At 40.1% G+C, this 20,277-nt stretch carries 17 protein-coding genes and 1 pseudogene; 12 read left to right on the top strand and 6 right to left on the bottom strand.

Annotated elements, in window-relative coordinates; genetic code table 11:
• The first annotated feature begins 376 nt into the window (after positions 1-376).
• The 3 genes from F7734_RS16100 (at position 377) to F7734_RS16110 (ending at position 2,204) form a co-directional block, all read left to right on the top strand.
• Positions 377-913 carry a nucleotidyltransferase family protein gene (locus F7734_RS16100; RefSeq protein ID WP_155745654.1) on the top strand — a complete coding sequence of 179 codons (537 nt, stop codon included), beginning with the start codon at positions 377-379 and terminating at the stop codon, positions 911-913.
• A gap of 35 nt (positions 914-948) precedes the next feature.
• Positions 949-1,485 (top strand): DUF1349 domain-containing protein, encoded by a 537-nt coding sequence (locus tag F7734_RS16105; RefSeq protein ID WP_155745655.1) that lies wholly within the window; start codon positions 949-951, stop codon positions 1,483-1,485.
• A gap of 281 nt (positions 1,486-1,766) precedes the next feature.
• On the top strand, positions 1,767-2,204 hold the full coding sequence (locus tag F7734_RS16110; protein WP_155745656.1) for a KTSC domain-containing protein: 438 nt from the start codon (positions 1,767-1,769) through the stop codon (positions 2,202-2,204).
• 294 nt (positions 2,205-2,498) lie between these two features.
• On the opposite strand, the gene F7734_RS16115 is transcribed toward F7734_RS16110, so the two are convergent.
• The gene (locus tag F7734_RS16115; RefSeq protein ID WP_155745674.1) at positions 2,499-3,794 is read right to left on the bottom strand and encodes an ATP-binding protein; all 1,296 of its coding nucleotides are present in this window, start codon (positions 3,792-3,794) and stop codon (positions 2,499-2,501) included.
• Positions 3,795-4,232: 438 nt separating this feature from the next.
• Here F7734_RS16115 and F7734_RS16120 point away from each other — a divergent pair, with 438 nt between their 5' ends.
• The 5 genes from F7734_RS16120 to F7734_RS16140 are packed head-to-tail and all read left to right on the top strand — an operon-like array spanning position 4,233 to position 7,887.
• A complete protein-coding gene (locus F7734_RS16120) occupies positions 4,233-4,742 on the top strand; it encodes a DM13 domain-containing protein (RefSeq protein ID WP_155745657.1) in 510 nt (169 codons plus the stop codon).
• Positions 4,743-4,781: 39 nt separating this feature from the next.
• The gene (locus F7734_RS16125; RefSeq protein WP_155745658.1) at positions 4,782-5,579 is read left to right on the top strand and encodes a glucose 1-dehydrogenase; all 798 of its coding nucleotides are present in this window, start codon (positions 4,782-4,784) and stop codon (positions 5,577-5,579) included.
• Positions 5,580-5,631: 52 nt separating this feature from the next.
• Complete coding sequence (locus F7734_RS16130) at positions 5,632-6,210, top strand: NADPH-dependent FMN reductase (protein ID WP_155745659.1); 579 nt, start codon at positions 5,632-5,634, stop codon at positions 6,208-6,210.
• A gap of 31 nt (positions 6,211-6,241) precedes the next feature.
• On the top strand, positions 6,242-6,733 hold the full coding sequence (locus F7734_RS16135) for a quercetin 2,3-dioxygenase (protein ID WP_155745660.1): 492 nt from the start codon (positions 6,242-6,244) through the stop codon (positions 6,731-6,733).
• Between the two features lie 56 nt (positions 6,734-6,789).
• Positions 6,790-7,887, top strand: coding sequence for a VOC family protein (locus tag F7734_RS16140; RefSeq protein ID WP_155745661.1), 1,098 nt, complete (start codon positions 6,790-6,792; stop codon positions 7,885-7,887).
• A 125-nt stretch (positions 7,888-8,012) separates the two neighbouring features.
• Here the strand turns inward: F7734_RS16140 and F7734_RS16145 are convergent, their stop codons facing one another.
• Positions 8,013-9,002: a bestrophin family ion channel gene (locus F7734_RS16145; RefSeq protein WP_155745662.1), complete on the bottom strand. Its 990-nt coding sequence runs from the start codon at positions 9,000-9,002 to the stop codon at positions 8,013-8,015.
• Positions 9,003-9,095: 93 nt separating this feature from the next.
• Between F7734_RS16145 and F7734_RS16150 the strand changes: the two genes are divergently transcribed.
• On the top strand, positions 9,096-9,272 hold the full coding sequence (locus F7734_RS16150) for a hypothetical protein (RefSeq protein WP_155745663.1): 177 nt from the start codon (positions 9,096-9,098) through the stop codon (positions 9,270-9,272).
• Between the two features lie 892 nt (positions 9,273-10,164).
• Here the strand turns inward: F7734_RS16150 and F7734_RS16155 are convergent.
• Positions 10,165-11,394, bottom strand: a complete 1,230-nt coding sequence (locus F7734_RS16155; RefSeq protein WP_155745664.1) for a hypothetical protein — start codon at positions 11,392-11,394, stop codon at positions 10,165-10,167.
• Positions 11,395-12,206: 812 nt separating this feature from the next.
• Here F7734_RS16155 and F7734_RS16160 point away from each other — a divergent pair.
• From F7734_RS16160 to F7734_RS16170, 3 genes are all read left to right on the top strand, one after another.
• A complete protein-coding gene (locus F7734_RS16160) occupies positions 12,207-12,860 on the top strand; it encodes a PEP-CTERM sorting domain-containing protein (protein WP_155745665.1) in 654 nt (217 codons plus the stop codon).
• A gap of 270 nt (positions 12,861-13,130) precedes the next feature.
• Positions 13,131-15,827 carry a glucosidase gene (locus F7734_RS16165; protein ID WP_155745666.1) on the top strand — a complete coding sequence of 899 codons (2,697 nt, stop codon included), beginning with the start codon at positions 13,131-13,133 and terminating at the stop codon, positions 15,825-15,827.
• 433 nt (positions 15,828-16,260) lie between these two features.
• Positions 16,261-17,679, top strand: coding sequence for an ATP-binding protein (locus F7734_RS16170; RefSeq protein WP_166481943.1), 1,419 nt, complete (start codon positions 16,261-16,263; stop codon positions 17,677-17,679).
• Positions 17,680-17,842: 163 nt separating this feature from the next.
• Here F7734_RS16170 and F7734_RS16175 read toward each other — a convergent pair.
• From F7734_RS16175 to F7734_RS16185, 3 genes and pseudogenes are all read right to left on the bottom strand, one after another.
• Positions 17,843-17,938: pseudogene (locus tag F7734_RS16175) on the bottom strand (high light inducible protein); the annotation flags it as partial.
• A complete protein-coding gene (locus F7734_RS16180) occupies positions 17,938-19,494 on the bottom strand; it encodes a GMC family oxidoreductase (protein ID WP_155745667.1) in 1,557 nt (518 codons plus the stop codon). The pseudogene F7734_RS16175 and the gene F7734_RS16180, both read right to left, overlap by 1 nt.
• Positions 19,495-19,516: 22 nt before the next feature.
• A complete protein-coding gene (locus F7734_RS16185; RefSeq protein WP_155745668.1) occupies positions 19,517-20,032 on the bottom strand; it encodes a DoxX family membrane protein in 516 nt (171 codons plus the stop codon).
• Positions 20,033-20,277 lie beyond the last annotated feature (245 nt).

Raw genomic sequence — 20,277 nt, forward strand, 5'->3', positions numbered from 1 at the left:
GATGAATTTTTTCTAGACCCCAGACTTGATAAGTATAGCCAATGGTTTTCTGCTCAATTGGCTCGTTGCTCCTAAAGCCTTGATTGTGTTCTTTTTTTGAAAAGGTACTTGAAAACCTATATAGCCTTTCTCAGTCTAATGAGGTACACCCCCCTTTCATCCCCTTAGTAAGGGGGGACAGAGGGGGGTAATTTTTGTACCTCACTAGGTTGAAATTTGCTGTAAAAGCTTGAGACTTACCAGCAGCAAGGCGTACAAACCAGTCTTCCATAGCACAAGATAAAATTTTTCATTTATAAAGGTTAACTTATGAGCTTAATGCTTATACTGTCATTCGTAGATTAATTTTTTGATAAAATTTGATGATTATAAATTTATGAATAGTACCGATCGCCTCCAAGCACTCTTAGCTAATTCCCCTGTTGGCGCTGTATTACCTGCGATCGCTCAAATTAATCTCCCTAACTGGTGGTTGGCTGGCGGTGCAGTACGAAATACTGTGTGGAGACAGCTGTTTGGTGAAGCGTGTCAGTTAGTTATCAAAGATTTTGATATTGCCTTTTTTGATGCGGAGGGCGATCGCTCTCAAGAACTAGCCGCTAAAGCAATCCTGACGGAACAATTTCCCAATTACCTATTTGATATCAAAAATCAAGCTAGTTTTGCTCGTTGGCGTCCCGGTAACAAAACATATGACAGTACAGAAGATGGCATTAAAAATTGGTTGCATACTGCTACGGCGGTAGGAGTGCGCGTAAACACAAATGGGGAGTGGCAATTTTTTACACCTTATGGTTTGGATGACTTGTTTAATGGTACTATCCAACCAACAACAGCACATATTCACAATCCAGATGCAGAACGTAAAGCATCTGAGTTTTTGCAAAAATGCCCTTGCTTGCGAAAAGCATAAAAATTCACGAAATTCACGGTGGTCTAATAACTTCTATGAAATGGTACAACGAACCGCTCTCTTGGAAAGATGAAAATGGGACTGTTACTGTTACCTCAGGAGCAAAAACTGATTTTTGGCGTGTCACTCACTATGGTTTCATTCGTGACAGTGGAAATTTTTACTATCAAGAGGTCACGGGAGATTTTAGCGTTACTGTGAAAATCACAGGACTTTACCAAGTCTTGTATGACCAAGCCGGAATCATGGTCAGGTTAAATGAAAAAACTTGGATTAAGACTGGTATTGAATTCGTAAATGGCTTACAGCAAGTCAGTGCTGTTGTTACGAGAGATTATTCTGATTGGTCAGTTGTACCATTATTGCAAAATCCTCCTTCTTTGTGGTTGCGTTTGTATAGAAGAAGCACCACAGTTGAGGTGCAATACTCATTTGACGGTCACAATTACACCATGCTCAGGTTGGCGTATCTGACTGAGGTAGAAACACTGCAAGTCGGTCTTATGTGTGCGTCACCAGAAAGAGAGGGATTTCAGGTCACATTTGAGGATTTCAAGATAGAAACTCTGTGACAGAGGATTCTCTTAACCCGTTTTAGTTAAGCTAATGACGAACTTCTTAATTTCTTAAGAAGCCCACACCGACACGCAAGTGCGGTGTGTGGAGCCGTCACAGATATTCATTCGTGTTAGAAGTTACTGGTGCGGTAAATAATTTCTCCGGATACCACTTGACCTCTGACTCTTGCTATAGTACAATAGTACTATAAAAATTGTTTTGCAAAGCAAAGCGCTAGTACGTTTTTAACTAGACAAATAATACTCTGATTATACCAGCAGGAGAGAAAACTTGAATGAAACTGTCTAAGATAGATTTGAGCAATCTCGTAGCGATCGCTCACTCAGATGAGTACTTGCAATTGTTGATTGACCGAGGTGACGAGTATGAGTGTGTGGCGATTCCCGCACCGATACAAGCTTATGAAGGGCTACAGCAACTGAATGCGATCGTTGCTGACTCTCCTGCACTGCCTTCATCATCGGAATCAATTGAGATGTTACCTGTAAGTTCCTCAATGGCTGACGCGGTGGGATACGATCCCGAGGAACAGGTTTTGCAGGTCGAATTTCATAACGGAGCAGTCTATCAGTATTACGGGGTAGAGGCTGACACCTGGGAAGAGTTACATGAGGCTGATTCTATTGGCAGATTTTTCAACGAAAACATCAGGGGTAGATACTCATCCGAGCGCATTGATGATGCATATTACACGGATGATTGTTGTTGTTAAATAAAAAGAAAATATCAAAATCTTAAGATTTTCGGCGCTCCTTGAATCGCTGGCTGCTAATTGCTCTTCATGCAACGCCATTAGCAATTAGCGATTTTCTTGGCAATTGTCAGCTGTTGCGCTTTTATATCAAATCCGGTAGCATCTAAATGATTAAAAAACCGCAGAGGACGCAGAGGGAGAGGACAGAGGAATAATTCCGATACAAACGGATTTGATATTACAGCTATTTTTAAATAAATAGACCATATCTGTAGGGGCGCAAGGCCGCCGCGCTCCTACCAACGGTGTGGTTCATTTAGGTTTTCTTAGAGTTCCACAGCCGCCTGCGATCGCCATCGGTAATTGAACGCATACTGTAGTTCCGGTTGATGCGTCAGATTGAATGGATAATTCTCCACCATGAGCATTGACGATACGTTTGGTAATGGCAAGTCCCAACCCAGTCCCACTAGGTTTTGTAGAAAAAAACGGCTGCGTTAGTTTTGCGAGGATTTCTGTAGGAATAGGCTCGCCACTATTACACACATTTATGCAGACTTTGGGAGACGAACTGTCTACTTGCCATTTAATGACATCTCCTGCTGAAACTGCTTCACAGGCATTGCGAACAATATTAATAAACACTTGTTTGAGCTTATCTCTGTCCCCCAAAATTTTGACTGTAGATAACTCTGGGATAAATTCAATTTGTCGTGACAGCGCTTCTGGCATTTCACGAATTGGCACGAGCAACTCACGAATGAATTCATTCAAATCTAATTCACTGAGTTGCAGCACCTGGGGCTTGGCATAGAGCAAAATTTCACTTAGCAGATTTTCTAGACGACTCGCTTCGCTAAGTGCCAAAGATAATCGCTCTTGAGCTGGTTCAGTCAAAACAGTTTTCTTAAAATACTTCAATCCCATAATCATTGTCGTTAGGGGATTGCGAATTTCATGTACGATCGTCGCAGCGAATTCACCAATCGCTACTAAGCGTTCCTGTTCTACAAGCTTGGCTTGTGCTCTCTGTAGTTGAGCCGTGCGTTTTTCTACTTCAACTTCCAACAATTGATTAAATTGGCACTGTTTTTGGTAAAGATGATAGTGGTCGATCGCTGTTGCCGCACGTTCTGCAAACAGTTCCACAATTTGGATTTCTTCTTGTGTGAATTCCCTTGGTTGCCGATGAAAAGAGCAGACAGTTCCGAATACTTCACCTTCGGTAGTTTGTAATGGTATTCCCAGGTATGCTCGATAACCTGGTGCAGGTCTGCCATACTCCGGATGTGCCACTGCATCCTTAACAGCCAATGAGCGACCATTTTGAATAACATTGGCAATTAACCGACCATGCAATGCATAAATACGAGGCGCATCTTCAGCCATTTCAAGGCTACTAGCTAGAATAGTTTCAAATCCCTCTTGGCAAAAAGTAACAACTGTCCAATCTACATCAATGAGTTCGCTGACTCCGCAGGCAATGTTATGTAAATAGCTGCCTAGTTCACCAGTGCGATAGTTCAATGAAGACAAGCGTGCTATGATTTGCCGCTCGCGCTGCCAAGGTTGTTGCAACAACATATCTTGATCGTTAGCTTTGCTCATAGATGCTGGTTGCATGGTTTAGTAAATAAGTTTAAATATTAAATATTAAATTTTGGATTTTTCAGGTATTATCTCTGAATGCTCCAATAAATTAATGACGTGTATTTTACTATATAAATATGCTATTTTTACAGCATAAATACGATTTTATATATAAATAAATGTAAATTTGACAACTTGTAAGTTACGAGCAAGGCCTTCATGTTGGGTTTCGTTCCTCAACCCAACCTACGCAAAATCAGGTTTTTAGCTTCGCTCCGATGCGGAAAATTTAGATTTTGCTGAGAAATTTCTGAGAAGTTTCTAGACAAAATTTCAGCTTTCTAAGTATCAATCCTTAGATGTTAATAATTTTTCGACAAATTCTTCAAGCAACAATTAGGTTACAGTGTAAGGCAAAAGTCCAATACCAATTGATGTACTGAGGCATTTTCAATTATGAAATTAGGATATTTATTAACACTAATTCTAGCTACCACGGTTACGGTTAGCTGTACAAAAGAAATTTCCAAGAATGAGTTAACCCAAAGTTCGGCTCCAGCAAATGAATCAGTTCCTGTATCATCAATTCAGGCGCAGGCTCAAAATGCAAGTGCTATAAGTTCTGGCACCTTTGTTTCCGGAGAACATACAACACAAGGCACAGTTCGTATTACCAACAAAAATGGTAAAGCAGTAGTGGAGCTTGAACAGTCATTCAAGACTTCTGAAATGGGACCTGATTTAGTGGTCATTTTACATCGTTTAGAAAATGTAATTGGTTCAACTAAGCCACCAGCATACCCTTTAAAAAAGGACGATTACATTGTTATTGCTCCTTTAAAAAAATTTAGTGGTGCTCAAAGTTATGTGATTCCTGACAACATTAATTTAGCCAACTACAAATCTGTGGCTATTTGGTGCCGCAAGTTCAATGCCACTTTTGGTGCTGCTAGTTTAAAAAGTTAAACATTAATTAACAACTCAACAATCACAAGGAGAAAATTTATGAAGCTACAAGGTAAAGTTGCTTTGGTAACTGGTAGCAGCCAAGGTATCGGACAAGGAGTTGTCTTGCGTCTTGCTCGAGAAGGAGCCGATGTTGTCATTAATTATCGCTCTCACCCAGAAGGGGCAGAAGAAACGCTAGCCAAGGTAGAGGCTATTGGCAGTCGGTGTTACATGGCTCAGTGTCCCAAATCTCATGGTTACACCCTGAAAGCAGATTTGGGCAGCGTGTCGGAGGTGCGTCAACTTATAGCGGAAAGTATTGAGCATTTTGGCAAGCTAGATATTCTGGTTAACAATGCTGGGATTGAAAAACATGCGCCATTCTGGGAAGTGACAGAAGCGGATTATGATGCTGTCATGAATGTCAATTTAAAAGGTGTGTTCTTCGCCACTCAAGCCTTTGTTCAACACTTGATTGAAACTAAACGTACTGGAAAAATCATCAATATCAGTTCGGTGCATGAGGAATTGCCATTTCCTAATTTTACAGCTTACTGTGCTAGCAAAGGTGGGATGAAGATGTTAACTCGTAACCTAGCAGTTGAATTGGGTTCATTAGGGATTACAATTAACAACGTTGCACCAGGGGCGATTGAAACTCCCATTAACACCAAGCTGTTGAACAACCCAGAAAAGTTGGGTGCTCTGTTGCAGAACATTCCTCTTGGTCGTCTCGGACAACCGCAAGATGTTGCCTCTCTGGTGGCGTTCTTAGCTTCCTCTGATGCTGACTACATTACAGGCAGTACCTTTTTTGTAGATGGTGGGCTGCTTTGGAACTATCAGGAGCAGTAATACCTTACTATTTCAGTAAGTCCAAAATTGTACCGATCGCAAAAGAGGAATTATGACAAACGCCCCTCTGTTCATTCCTGTCATTTTGGGTACTCCCCGTCAAGGCCGCCAAAGCGAGCACGTTGCCAAATTTATTGTGGAGCAAATTGCAGTACGAAATGATGTAGAGACGCAACTGATTGATATTCGTAACATTCCAATTACCACCAATGATGCAGGTGAATCTATTAAAGACCCTGAATTCTCCAGTACTGTTGAGCGGGCAGATGGATTAATTATCGTTGTACCAGAGTATAACCACGGTTATCCGGGTTTGCTCAAGCACGTACTCGATACTTGCCTCAAAGAATACATCCATAAAGCCGTCGGGTTGTGTGGAGTTTCGGCAGGACCTTTTGGCGGTACGCGAGTCATCCAAAACCTTTTGCCAGTGATGCGTGAGTTGGGGCTAATGACGATTTTCTATGACCTCAACTTTAGCAACGTCCAAAATTTGTTTGATGAATCTGGTCATTTGATTGACAAAGAAACCTACATTCGCCGTCTCGAACGGTTTATGAATGAGTTAGTTTGGATGTCAACGGTACTTAGGTATGGGCGTTTAGAAGTCAATCTTGCTTCCCTAACATAGCAATTGTTTACCCATTTTTAACAAATATATTATGACAGCTCATCCAAACGCCATATATCTACAACCCAGTGAAGGCTCTTCATCTTGGGTACTGGGAGACTTATACACCTTTAAAGCCAAGGGCGACGATACAGGTAAAGCCTATGCGCTGATAGAGATTGTTATGCAACCTCACAGTGCAGTACCGCCCCATATTCACACTCACGAAAATGAATCTTTTTACATTCAAGAAGGTGAAATAGAGTTCCAACTTGCGGGACAAAGTATTGTAGCTACACCGGGAACTTTCGTTCATTCCCCGAAAGGACAGCCCCACAGTTTTCGTAACATCGGCAAAAAACCAGCTAAATTTTTATGTTGGTTAACGCCATCTGGGTTGGAGCAGTTTTTTATCGAAGTGGGTACACCAGTATCAGAGAGCGCCACATCACCTGGTGTCACTCCCGAAGATCTAGAAAAATTGCTCTTCACTGCACCTCAATACGGTTTAGAAATTCTTCCTCCTTCCATTGTGACTGAATAGTTTTTGGACATCAAACAAAAAATGCAAAAATTGGATGTGTTTGATGGAGGAGTGCCATGGCTGTTAAATTTAGTCAGAAAATTGCTGGGACAATTGTATCTTCGGTCGTCTTTGTCACAATAGCCCTGACTCAAAATTCAGTTCTATCGCAAGTTCATCGACGGGAAGATAACCGTTTTACGCAAACAAGCCAGAGCCAAACATTACCATTACAGGCTGTAGTTTCTACAGTAGAATCTGTAGGGATGACTGTGTCGGATATGGACAAAGCTATAGAGTTTTACTCCCAAGTGTTGTCCTTCAAAAAAGTTTCGGATGTAGAAGTGTTAGGTACTGAGTATGAAAAGCTGCAAGGACTGTTTGGCGTAAGGCTGCGAGTTGTGCAGATGCAGTTAGGTGATGAATTTATAGAATTAACAGAATATTTGACACCCAAAGGAAAACCAATACCAGTCGATTCGCGTAGTAATGACCGATGGTTTCAACATATTGCGATCGCAGTCAGCGATATGGACAAAGCCTACCAGCACTTGCGTTCTTACAAAGTACAACATACCTCCACCGCTCCCCAACGCATTCCAGATTCTAACAAAGCAGCAGCAGGAATTCGCGCTTTCTATTTTAAAGATCCAGACGGACACAATCTAGAGATTATTTACTTTCCACCGGGAAAAGGTGACCCCAAGTGGCAGAAGCCAACCAATCAGTTATTTTTGGGAATTGACCATACAGCAATTGTTGTATCCAACACAGAAGCTAGTTTGAAATTTTACCGTGATTTACTTGGTTTGAAACTAGCGGGAGAAAGTATGAATTACGGTACAGAACAAGAGCATCTCAATAACGTGCAAGGAGCAAAATTACGTATTAGTGCTTTGCGTTCCCCTGCAGGTCCCGGTATTGAATTTTTGGAATACTTGACACCACGAGACGGGAGACCTTTACCAACTGATGCTCGTCCTAATGATTTACTACACTGGCAAACGACGTTGGTCGTGAAGGATGCGGAAGCCGTTGCCCGAGAGTTAAGAACTAGGAAATCTACGTTTGTTTCTCCTGATGTTGTGGTGATTCCCAAGCAGACATTGGGATTTAAAAAGGGATTTTTGGTAAGAGATCCAGATGGTCACGTTATGCGGATTGTAGAGAAATAAACGCTTTGAGGAGTTTTCATTAAGGCTTTAAACCCATAACTAACGTTTTTTACGCTTAACAAAAAACGGGAACTTTTTGTTAATAGTTCCCTGTTGAAAGTTCCTTTTTTTTTGGAATATACTGATTACCAGAAAGTATCCGTATTTCGGAGATATTTATAGGAGTAAACGTTAGGAATTAGGGTCGTTAAATCCTCAATATTGCGTTTGATCGTGTTGCAAATAGTATCTAAGGGTAAGTCGTTAGCATCGTAACCAAAAGGATTTTCGATCTCTATAGCAATGGCTTCAACGCCAAATAAAGTAAAACTAATCAAAGCAACGCTAATACCCGTCCACCAACCTAAACCCTCCACGAGTTCAAAAGGTATCAAAAAACAGTAAACTAATAACACTTGTTTGAGATGAATAGTATAGCCTAGCGGTAGAGGAGTTTTTAAAATCCGTTCGCAAGCTCCCAAACAGTCTACCAGATTATTCAACAATTCTTGCATAGCTATTAATTGATAGCTATTTATGCAATTGAGATTGTGCTGTAGTTGCAAATAATCTCCAATCCAAAAAGCTATCTCCAAAGGAGGGTTATTCATTGTTTTTAGTGTAAGATATTTAGCAGTAGGCATTAATGTCTCTAACTCATGATTTACGCATTCTCCCCGCAAGTGTATTTTAGTTGCCACTGCAAAAGCGACTATTAACCGCAAAATCTCTATTTTACTCTCTCTATTCTGTGGTGTTCTTTCATCTACTGATACCCAAACTTGCCTAGCAAGATTTCGGACATCGTTAACGATACTACCCCAGATTTTTCTGCCTTCCCAAAAGCGATCGTAAGCAGTATTTGTGCGAAATACTAGTAATGAACCTAAAACAATACTCGGAATAACCCCCTCTGTCCAAGGATGGGAAACAGGTAATTTTAAATAATACAGCACAGAAATAAAAACACCAAACAAACCGCAACAAAAAACGCGTTTGTAAATAGATTGAAGCACCGAACCTTTGAGTTGGAAAGCTATTTGAAGCCACCCATTTTTTTCTGAATTCGATATTATATGTGGTGAAGAATATCGATTGAAAGGATGAAGAAAACCTTTAATTTTGGATATTTTCATTTGACTTAAGCAATAAAAGATAGGCTTTATTTCAATAACCTCACCGGAGCTAGAGCACCGATACAATACTCCCAAAAACTCGGTTTCTTTTAGTTGAGTCAACAATCGACTCAACCTTTACAAGCAGGACTTACCCCAATACTGCAAGGGATCTCGGAAATTGTAGGTTGGGTAGAGCACGAGCGTTACCCAACAAATGCTGATAAATGTTGGGTTTCGTTCCTCAACCCAACCTACGTTCAATTTGAGTTTTTAGCAAAACCTACGTAGTATTGGGACTTACCTAACCTCAACGGTATTTTGGGAATTTGATACCGTTTCTCCAAATGTTGGCAACAGATAATCCCTCTAGCCCCCTTCTAAAAAAGGGGGGCGATCCGTAAGTCCTAACAAGAAAAAAGGCAGCTATGCTGAAGGGAAGATGAATGAAATTGTTTTGCAAAAAAGTAAGTATGGGTGTCCTATTGGCTTGTAGGATCAACACCCATCTTTGAAAAGGGGATAAATGAAGAGAGTTAAGAACATTCACCTAAAAGCTCTCTTCCATAACGGGAGAGAGACATAACAGCATAGCTAAAGACCGTACCTTTACCTTCTTACAAAGCTAAAAACTTTTGACTTTCGCCTTACGTCGCTAGGGTGTAAAAGACTTTTTGCCTCTTACGCCTCCTTCCCAGGCTCTGTATGGGAATTCAGTCGCGTAGGCTACGTCTCCAATAAATTAACAAAGAAAATTCCGCGATAAATTAACAAAGAAAATTCCGCGAAGTGAAATACAAGTGTAGTTCAGGTAGTTATGTATGGCTATCAAGGTTTATCTCCTGTAGTCAAGTACAGGTAGATGCTCTGTATATTTCTTTTATTTATAGTGTAATGTTAATAACATTATAAGTGACGTTAATCACAAAGTTGTCTTGCATAAAATCACTGACAAAGGCAAATGGCAGAAGGAAAGCTAAGAAAAACCGGGTTTTTAGCCCAATTTTTAAAGGCTGAAAAGCTTTCAAAATTTTCCAGCAAAATGTGACCAATGGATAGAAGGTAGGAGAGAGGTTTGGGTGAGGACTGATGAGTGCTTTCTCAAACTAACGTTTGTTTTAATTAACGTTGGTTTGGTGACCTTGCGCCCCCACTCCCCACTACCTGCGATCGCTTAGAGCTATCACAACAAGCGGAATACAACTGGACAATTAATGATGTTACCTGTTGAACCGAATTTAGCACCGTTAGGTCCAGTCAAGAAACCAGTTTCAACAAGACCCAGAATTTGAAATTCTTCTCTTAGTTGTGAACGATAGCCTTTGCTAATTGCTTCTGCTGTCCACTCATAGAGGTTTGCATCCCAAAGTGGGCTGTAATCTGTAGCCAGAGTTGGAATGCCACCAAAGGTATTATTCGGGCGGAAACCATCTGTTAAAGCTGCAAACAAACCTTGACGTTGTGGGTTTTCGCAGGCGTTTTCAGAGGGTCCATTGACAGCAATAAAGATCCGCTCAACAGCACTGGAGAAGCTATCATCATTGCCCACTTGTATCCTTCTTAAAGCAGGGGCAAAGGTTGCACCTTCAATTGCAGCAACTGTTGGATCGTTTGCATCCATTGATATGTACCACACTGGACGACCAAAGCTAAAGCCGTTAACCAGGTTTAGAGTTACTGTCATCCTGGTAGTGTCAATGGCCACCACTTCATCATGGACTAACTTATAGTCTGGGTTACCGCTAGGGAAATGAATCTGAGAGGCATCTACGTTAAAAGCAATCATTGGTGCATTATAGACATGACCGCCTGAATTACGAATCCGAACCAGTGGGCTGTAAGCAGCATCACCCATTGAGCCAGGTTGTGCGGCTATAGGCGGAAACGGACGATTGCTAAAGCCCGGTTGTACTTGCCGTTCTGGAGTAAAATCAACTTTACCCTCGTTAAAGATTATTTGCCCTGCTGAATTAAAATTCCCAGTACGTACTCCTGATGCTGAGTAAGCTAGCTTGGAAGATAGATTGAGACCGAGAGCTTTAGCATTTTGAGCATCATCGGTGTCCGTTAAGATGTACCAGACAGTCTCGCCAGTTCTCAACTGACCTTTATACAGTGGTATTGTGATAGTCCCTTTTTGGAAATTAACTTCTCCTGTATTCAAAAGCTGAACTGGACCAACTAAACTAGGATTGACACTGGACGGTGGAGGGCCAAAGTAAGATGAGTCTACAGCAGCGCCTATTGCTGCTGATGGAGGAAAAAAGTTGCAACCAAGACCGGGTCCTAAAGGGCCGGGACCCGGTCCAGACTCAGCAATAGCCACTAAGGGTAGGGCGATGGCAACCGCTACCGTTGTAGCAACTGCTTCTAATGCATTAAAAGCCGACCATAACCACTGCTTCCGGTTCATAGATGTTAGCTCCTCAAGTCATTATTTGCTTAAATTCATATCTTGGTAAACTTTTGCTCATCGGCAAAAGCTTATATGTAGCAAGATGTAGGGTTCCACAAAAATATAAATTTAAAAAGCTAGGAGAATCTGAATTTTTCCTGAGAAAAAACCTAGTTTCTCCTGAAAAATTTAACTCAATAAAGTCTATCTTAAGATGTATTTTAAATACTGCGAAATTATCCTCTTTATCTGATTATTGATTCATGCATAACGATTATTTTTTTTCTGAAAGCACTCTAAGAATTCCCTGAGAAAAATTTTAGATTAACATGAGGTTTTCTTAAAAAAATCATAGAAAAATTAAAGCTTAATAAAAGCTTGACAAATACTAAAAACCAAGTATTCTATTCAGTATTGATATATTTGCGTTTTGTTCTAGGACTTCTATTTTATTTTTGAAATACCTGTAAGTTGGGCAATGCTAGCACTGTCAATGTGAGCGTTTGTACTAAACATTTATAAGGGTTTCAGCCTCGCACCCATTAAAATTTGAAAGCCAAAAATTAATATTTGCGCTCAATTTTAAATTTTATGATTGGAGGTGCAACGTAAGAATAAAGCTTTGAGTTAGTACTTTGTTAGTACACCTTGACAGGGCGCTTGTGGGCAATGCCCACCCTAAAGATACTTAATTTTTTTCACAAATCAGATAGGATTGCTACTTTAGCTTTAAAATTATTAGTAATTTGCCAGCTTTTTCACTTGGTAAATTGGCGTTTTAGTAGTACTTTAAATAAGCAAATATAGTTCTGATGAGGCAAGAATTTCTCATGAATACTTCTATACTGGTAAATTCGGAGTCTGAAAATGTTACTTCTTTTCAATCTGCAATTATTAATGGAGGGTTTGACACTGGTAGTTTTACTGGCTGGTCAACTAGTGGTATGTCATTCGTTGATAAATCAGAATTGGAAAATATACCATCTAAAGGAATTTATAGTGCTCTACTGCTAACTGGAGCAGCAGAAGATGGAGAATTAAATGTATTTTCTGATTCTGTAATAGAATCTTTTTTAAGCTTGCCAAATGGCACTTTGGATGCTCTCATAGGAAAAGACACGATTGAAGGCTCTGCAATTCAGCAAACCTTTGCAGCAAAAGCAGGAGATCGTTTGAGTTTTGACTGGAATTTTTTCACGAATGAAAGTATATCCGAAGATTTCAATGATTTTGCATTTGTTACAATCAATGGTGTGGCATTTAAGCTTTCTGATACTTTCTCTTCACTTTTTAGTTCTTCATCAAATGACTTTGATACAGAAACTGGATTGAACACTTTTTCTTACACTGTTGCCGAGCCAGGAAATTTGACATTAGGATTTGGAGTCTTGGATGTAGGCGATACAATGATAGGCTCTGGGTTATTAATTGATAATCTAAAGCTAGAGAGTAGTATAAGTGATTCAGCAATAACCATCATGTAAAAATAAATTCAGGATAATCCCTTTTTATCGCCACAATGGAGTAGCAATGGAGTTTGTTATAGTTAGAAGTTAATACTTAGAGCCGATGTTTAACTGAGCGCGATCGCAATCAGATGAGTTTTTCCTGAGCCTATGCTGTATTTGTCTTTAACTCTTTCACTGCCAATTTTTCATCAAGGGATCAGTCTTACTTAAGGTGTAGATGAGAAAGTACAGATAATAAATAATTTAACTCAATCAGAGTATGCTAATCGCAGGAGATAATGTATAATGACAACTCCAACTCAAGAAGAAATCAGATTAGAAGCAGCGAGAAACAATCAAGCAAAATGGCGTAACTGGGGACCTTATTTAAGCGATCGCCAATGGGGAACGGTGCGAGAAGACTACAGCCCTCACGGTACTGCTTGGGACTACTTCACTCATGACCAAGCTCGTTCTCGTGCTTATCGCTGGGGTGAAGATGGCATAGCTGGAATTTCTGACGAACAACAACAGCTTTGTTTTGCGATCGCACTTTGGAATGGTGAAGACCCAATTCTTAAAGAAAGATTCTTTGGTCTCACTGGAAGTGAAGGAAATCATGGGGAAGATGTTAAGGAATATTACTTTTATCTTGACAATACACCCACCCATTCCTACATGAAAATGCTTTATAAATATCCACAAAAAGCATTTCCTTACGCTCAACTAGTAGCAGAAAATCAACACCGCAGCCGTAAAGAACCGGAATTTGAACTCTTAGATACAGGTGTGTTCAATGAAAACCGCTACTTTGATGTATTCGTTGAATATGCAAAAAATTCTGCTGAAGATATTCTCATTCAAATTCAGATTGTGAATCGGGGACCGGAAGCAAAGACACTGCATTTATTACCTACCCTGTGGTTTAGAAATACCTGGTTTTGGAATGGAGAAGAAGTTAAACCAACACTCCAAGCAACTAAGTTTGGTCATCACAATACCATAGAAGCCTCTCATCCATCTTTAGGCAAAAAATGGATGTACTTTGAAGAAGAAACAGATCTGTTATTTACCGAAAACGAAACCAATAACGAAAAGTTGTTTGGGTTTTCTAATGCTTCTCCTTATGTAAAAGATGGTATTAATGACTACATTATACATAATAAACAAGAAGCAATTAATCCAAATAAAAGAGGCACAAAAGTTGCAATTCATTATACACCTAGTATTAATGCTGGTGAAACTAAAACTATAAGATTGCGATTGAGTGATATACCCAATTTAGCTGAAACTTTTGGCAAAGACTTCGAGACAATCTTTCCTATTCGCAAACAAGAAGCAGATGAATTTTATCAAAATCTGACTCCTTTCTCACTGAGCAAAGATATGCGAAATGTACAGCGACAAGCCTTCGCCGGGATGCTGTGGACTAAACAATTTTATTACTACGATGTAGAAAAATGGTTGAAAGGCGATTCTGCTACTCCACCAAAAGAACGTAAATATGGCAGAAATCGTGAATGGTTTCACCTCAACAATCAAGACATTCTTTCTATGCCTGATAAATGGGAGTATCCTTGGTTTGCTGCTTGGGATTTGGCATTCCACTGTATTCCTTTAGCGATGATTGACCCCGATTTTGCTAAAAATCAATTGGATATTTTGACGCGGGAATGGTATATGCACCCTAACGGACAAATTCCCGCCTATGAATGGGAATTTAGCGATGTTAATCCTCCCGTTCATGCATGGGCAACTTGGCGCGTCTACAAAATTGAACAGAAGATATATGGACGTAGCGATCGACAGTTTTTAGAACGGGTATTTCAGAAGTTATTGCTCAATTTCACCTGGTGGGTCAATCGTAAAGATGCTGAAGGGAACAACGTTTTTCAAGGAGGATTCCTGGGATTAGATAATATTGGAGTCTTTGACCGCAGTGCAACACTACCCACAGGTGGACATATCAATCAATCTGATGGTACGAGTTGGATGGGGATGTATTGCTTGAATATGCTCGTCATAGCACTAGAACTAGCAAAAACTAACCCAGTTTATGAAGATATTGCCACTAAATTTTTTGAGCATTTTCTTTACATTGCCGATGCCATGACTCATATTGGCGAGGAAAAAACCAGTTTGTGGAACGAAGAAGATGGATTTTTCTATGATATATTGCATCTACCAGAACGAGAAATTACGCTAAAAGTCCGGTCAATGGTGGGACTTATTCCTCTATTTGCTATTGAAACCATCGAACCTGAGACTTTAAAAGCACTTCCTGCTTTTAAACAGAGACTCGAATGGTTTATAGAAAACCGCCCCGATCTACGGCGAAATGTAGCTTGTATGGAAACACAAGGGATAGGTGCTAGGAGATTATTAGCAATTGTTTCCAGAGATAAATTGCGAAACATTTTACAAAAAATGTTGGACGAAAGCGAATTTTTTAGCCCCTACGGTATCCGAGCAGTTTCTAAATTTCATGCCGAACATCCCTATATTTTTGATGTGAACGGCTCTCAATTCCGAGTCGATTACGAACCAGCTGAATCCAGCATAGGTTTGTTTGGTGGAAACTCTAACTGGCGCGGTCCCATTTGGTTTCCAGTAAATTTTCTCCTTGTTGAATCCCTACAAAAGTTTCATTACTATTTGGGAGACGATTTCAAAGTAGAATGTCCAACGGGTTCCGGTCAAATGATGACTCTTTGGGAAGTTGCGGCTGAATTATCGCAACGGCTCATGCAAATTTTCTTAAGGAATTCTTCCGATCAACGCCCTGTTTATGGTGGAACTGAAAAGTTTCAAACTGACCCTCATTGGCGTGATTTAATTCTGTTTTATGAATACTTCCACGGTGATAATGGAGCGGGAATTGGCGCAAGTCATCAAACTGGGTGGACAGGTTTAGTTGCTAAACTTATTCAGCAATTTGGTGAGTATGAAGCACAACATCAAAAACCAGAAATTGAAAAGGAAAAACCAGTGCTTGTTGTATAAAAAGTATGTTATTCTTTCCGATTTTACGTATGGGGCTAGGCGGATAAAAACTTTAGGACGTTAGTAGTTCTCTCACCTCTTACCTCTGCGTACTCTGCGCCTCTGCGGTTCAAAAGTAATTTACTGAACCGCAGAGGCGCAGAGGGCACAGAGAGAGAAGATGAGGAGTCAATACTGCCAGGGATCTCGGAAATTGTAAGTGTTTTCGCGTTTTTAGGCTTAACCGACAAGTATTGGATGAGGAGTCACCTTGGCAGGACGAGAAGGTGCAAGATATAAGCTCCTCGACTTCTAAGAGAAGTCGAGGAGCTTATATCTAATTCTCAGCAGAAATTAATTTAATATCTCATCAATTGATATATCTTTTTATTAAGAAATACTTGAAAAATCTTATTTCTGACTCATCATAGTGAATTCTATTCGCCCAAAACCCGTGAAATACATTAGAAATGTTTGGAAAAATCTAGATCCTTTCTCATTACAGTTACGCCTAACAATTGGTATGGCTGTATTTTCTACCTTGGTATTAGGTAGTGTCGCTACATGGACGAGTTGGAAAATGCAGCAAATTTTGATTGATAGTCACAAACAAAACATAGAACACATAGCCCAACGCTTACCGCAGGATGTGCAACTCTATAGTGAAATGATGCAACCTGAAACTGGACTACAAAAGGCTATTAAAAATTTAGAAAATACCAATACATTTTTATGGATAAAAAGCCCCGAACGGAAAATCTTGGCACAATCGACTAATTTAAGTTTTTTATCTAAGTCTATGGTAGCTGAGTTAATGTCTTTAACTCAGATGCCGCTTAAAGCACAAGTTTACAAAATTAACCAAAGCTACTTTATTTTATCAGAAAATGCTGTGCAAGTTCAAGGTAAGCTACTTGGTGATTTATTTGTAGTTAAGAATATCACCCGCGAACAGTCAACGTTTGCGCTTATGGTACAAAGCTTAGTTATTATTAGTATTTTGGCAATTATTGTCCTCACAATTGCTATCTCATTTTATATCAAGCATTCTCTGCAGCCTTTGCGCCAACTCAATCAAATGACAGCAGTCATCTCTGTAGAGGACTTGGGACAAGCACAGCTCTACCTGAACAATGCACCCAGTGAAGTCAAAGAATTAGCTCAAACCTTAACAATGCTGTTATCGCGTCTCTCCGAATCATGGGAACAAGAGCGAGAATTTGTAAGTAATGTTTCTCACGAACTACGTACACCGTTGACAATTGTACATGGTTACTTGCAGAGCGTCTTGCGACGGCAGAATAATTTAACTCAACTCCAACAAGAAGCTTTAGAAACTGCTGCATCAGAAGCTGAACGTACCATCCGCCTGCTCCAAGATTTACTAGATTTAGCACGTGCAGATAGTGGTTATTTGCACTTTAAAATGAAATCTTACGTACTCAATGATTTAATTGAAGAAATTGTTATGATGGCAAAGAAATATAGCGATCGCGTCATTACTATTGAGGCACCACCTCACCCAATTGAGGTCAAAGTAGATTACAGTCGTCTCAAACAAGTGTTACTGAATTTAATCGATAATGCTATTAAATATTCTGACTCTGGTACACCTATAATTTTTAAATTATATCAACTTCAAGACAAGGCGATTATCCAAGTTTGCGACGAGGGTTACGGTATTCCCCTACAACACCAAGCACGTATTTTCGAGAGATTTTACCGGGTAGACGAATCTCGCAGCCATGCAACTGGTGGTAGTGGTTTGGGTTTATCGATTGTCAAGACACTTGTAGAGGGAATGGGAGGTAGTGTTAGCGTGCAATCAAAGTTAGGAGAAGGAAGTATTTTTACAATCAGTTTACCTTTATAAATACTAAAACACTCGCAAAAAAAGTAGCCTTTATAAAACTGGAAAATAATACCAGATTTAGCCAATGACTTATAAATTCATTGGTTTGTAGTTGCGCTGTCTTCGCATGCATTGCAACTACAAAGTTAAAACACAAATAGCTGATAACTAACTAATTAAGTTCTTAACGAATCAGGTGGAGTACATCCCGAAGAACGCTATAACCAGCTAGATCCCAAAGCAGATAGGCAACAAAATCAACCATTGCCAAATGACCGTTTAAACCAAATGTTCAATGATGCGATCGCCAACGCGCAAAGCATTCGCAATAATTGTCAGCGTAGGATTAACAGCAGCACTAGAACAAAAGAAACTTCCATCTACCACATATAAATTATCAACGTCATGAGTGCGGCAATTGAGATCGAGAACTGATGTTCTGGGGTCTTCACCAAAGCGACAAGTACCGCACTGATGTGCTACACCTTGCAACGGTATTTTTTTGCGGAAATAGAAGGAATAAGGAATAATCCGTTCACCACAACCAATCATTTTCAAGACTCTTGTCCAGCGATTGACGAGACGGTTGTAAGCTTCAGTATTGTTCTCTGTGTAACTCAACTGGATAGAATCACCCCGGAGTGTGACGCAGTTGTTGGGATCGGGCAAATCTTCCGCCGTGAGCCACCAGTCTACGGAGTGAGTCGCGATCGCCTCAAAAGTATGTCTCTCCTGAAAAGAAGCTCCTAAAACCGATGGAGACTCCTGGGCAATCATGTCTGCATTGACTTTCCCCAGTAACTGTACGTGTCCCATAGGGTAATCGAAATCCTCATCACCCCAGTAAAAATCGTTAATTGCTAAAGTTTTTTGAAATACCGTGGGATTGGATTTCAAGCTGACTCCAATCATCGCTCCGTTTTGATGCTTCATTAAATTACGTCCCACGAGATCGGAACTGTTTGCCAATCCATTGGGATGGCGATCGCTTGCAGAACGCAATAACAAAGCTGCTGAATTAATCGCGCCACATGAAACCACGACAATACTGCTAGAAAAGAAACAAATTTCTCCATTAATTTCGACTTCCACAGAAGTCACTTCTCGCCCGGAAGGACTTGTATGTAGTTTCTTCACCTTGGCTTGCGTTATTAGCGTGACGTTATCGTACTTCTCTGCGGGACGCACGCAATTCACATCAGCATCTGCTTTAGCATCGACTAAACAAGGAAACCCATCACAGGTATTACAACGAATGCAGGCACTCAAACGACGGTTCACCTCATTGAGCTTAATAGCAAGTGGCAAATAAAATGGATGGTAGCCTTCTCCTTGTAAAGAATCGTGAATTTCTTGAATACGCGGTTCGTGACGAATAGCCGGATAAGGATATTCCTCACTAGCAGATGGTTCAGTCGGGTCTAAACCACGCTTACCGTGAACTTCGTAAAGTTTTTCTGCCTCAGTATAATAAGGTTCAAAATCACGGTACTTCAAAGGCCATTCTGGAGAAATACCGCCCTTATGAATCACCTGCTCAAAATCTTGTTCGCGCCAACGAAAGAGAGCACCACCATAGACTTTCGTGTTACCACCTACAAAATATCCAGTACCGGGATGAATCTCGCGCCCTTTTTGGTCGTACCAAGCTTCATTGGTGTGATAGCGGTCTTTCTGAACCACTTCAACCGTATCCCAGTTTGCTTTTTCACGAGGTAAAAAAGAACCTCGTTCCAAAATCAGAATTTTCTTACCTGTAGGAGCAAGATGATAAGCCAGTGTACCGCCACCTGCACCAGTACCAATAATAATCAAATCATAATGTGAAGAGGTCATTGATTTTCTCCAAGTAAAGGTTTTACATATCGTTGTTAGAAGCGGTAAGAGCATAATCGGATGCTGCTTGGGCGCGACGGCGGCTCATTTTTTGTTCGTAAGCTTCGTAAGCAATGCACATCCAGATTAAAGTCATGAATAAAATGTTTTTATTAAAGCTTTCTGCTCCATTAGGAAATAAACTGCCAGCAGGTACGATACCAAATGCCAGAATGATGCTAAATGTCATAAGAATCAGGAGCAATCCCGTCCACCGTACCCAATAATTGAGAGCAAACAATGCACCCAGTACAATTTCTGCTAAAGGTAGTAACCAAGCATAGGGAATAGCAATTAACCCAGGGAGCGGTCCTATACCTTCCCAACCTGGTGGAATTCCAGGACCGATGATTTGAAGTTTTTGAGTCAGGACAGTTTGGTAGAAACCATTAGGAACGTTAAAGTTGAGATAATTAGCAATACCAGAGACGAAAAAGAAAACGCCCATTGTTACGCGATTGACAGTTACAGCAGTCCGGAGGTTGAGTAAGTATTTCATAAGTATGCTCCTAAAGATAAGACCAATTTGAACAAAGAATGCGACAGTTATAGATAGGTGAAATTAAATCCGCAACGCTTTTGCAATCCAAAATCTAAAATCTAAAATCCAAAATCTCTTAATCCAAAATCCAAAATCCAAAATCTCTTAATCAAAATTCTATTAATACAAAATCCAAAATATCTTAATCCATAATCAAAAATACAAAATACAAAATGAAAAATCGAAAATTGTATAATTTTGAA

Source organism: Scytonema sp. UIC 10036 (assembly GCF_009725235.1).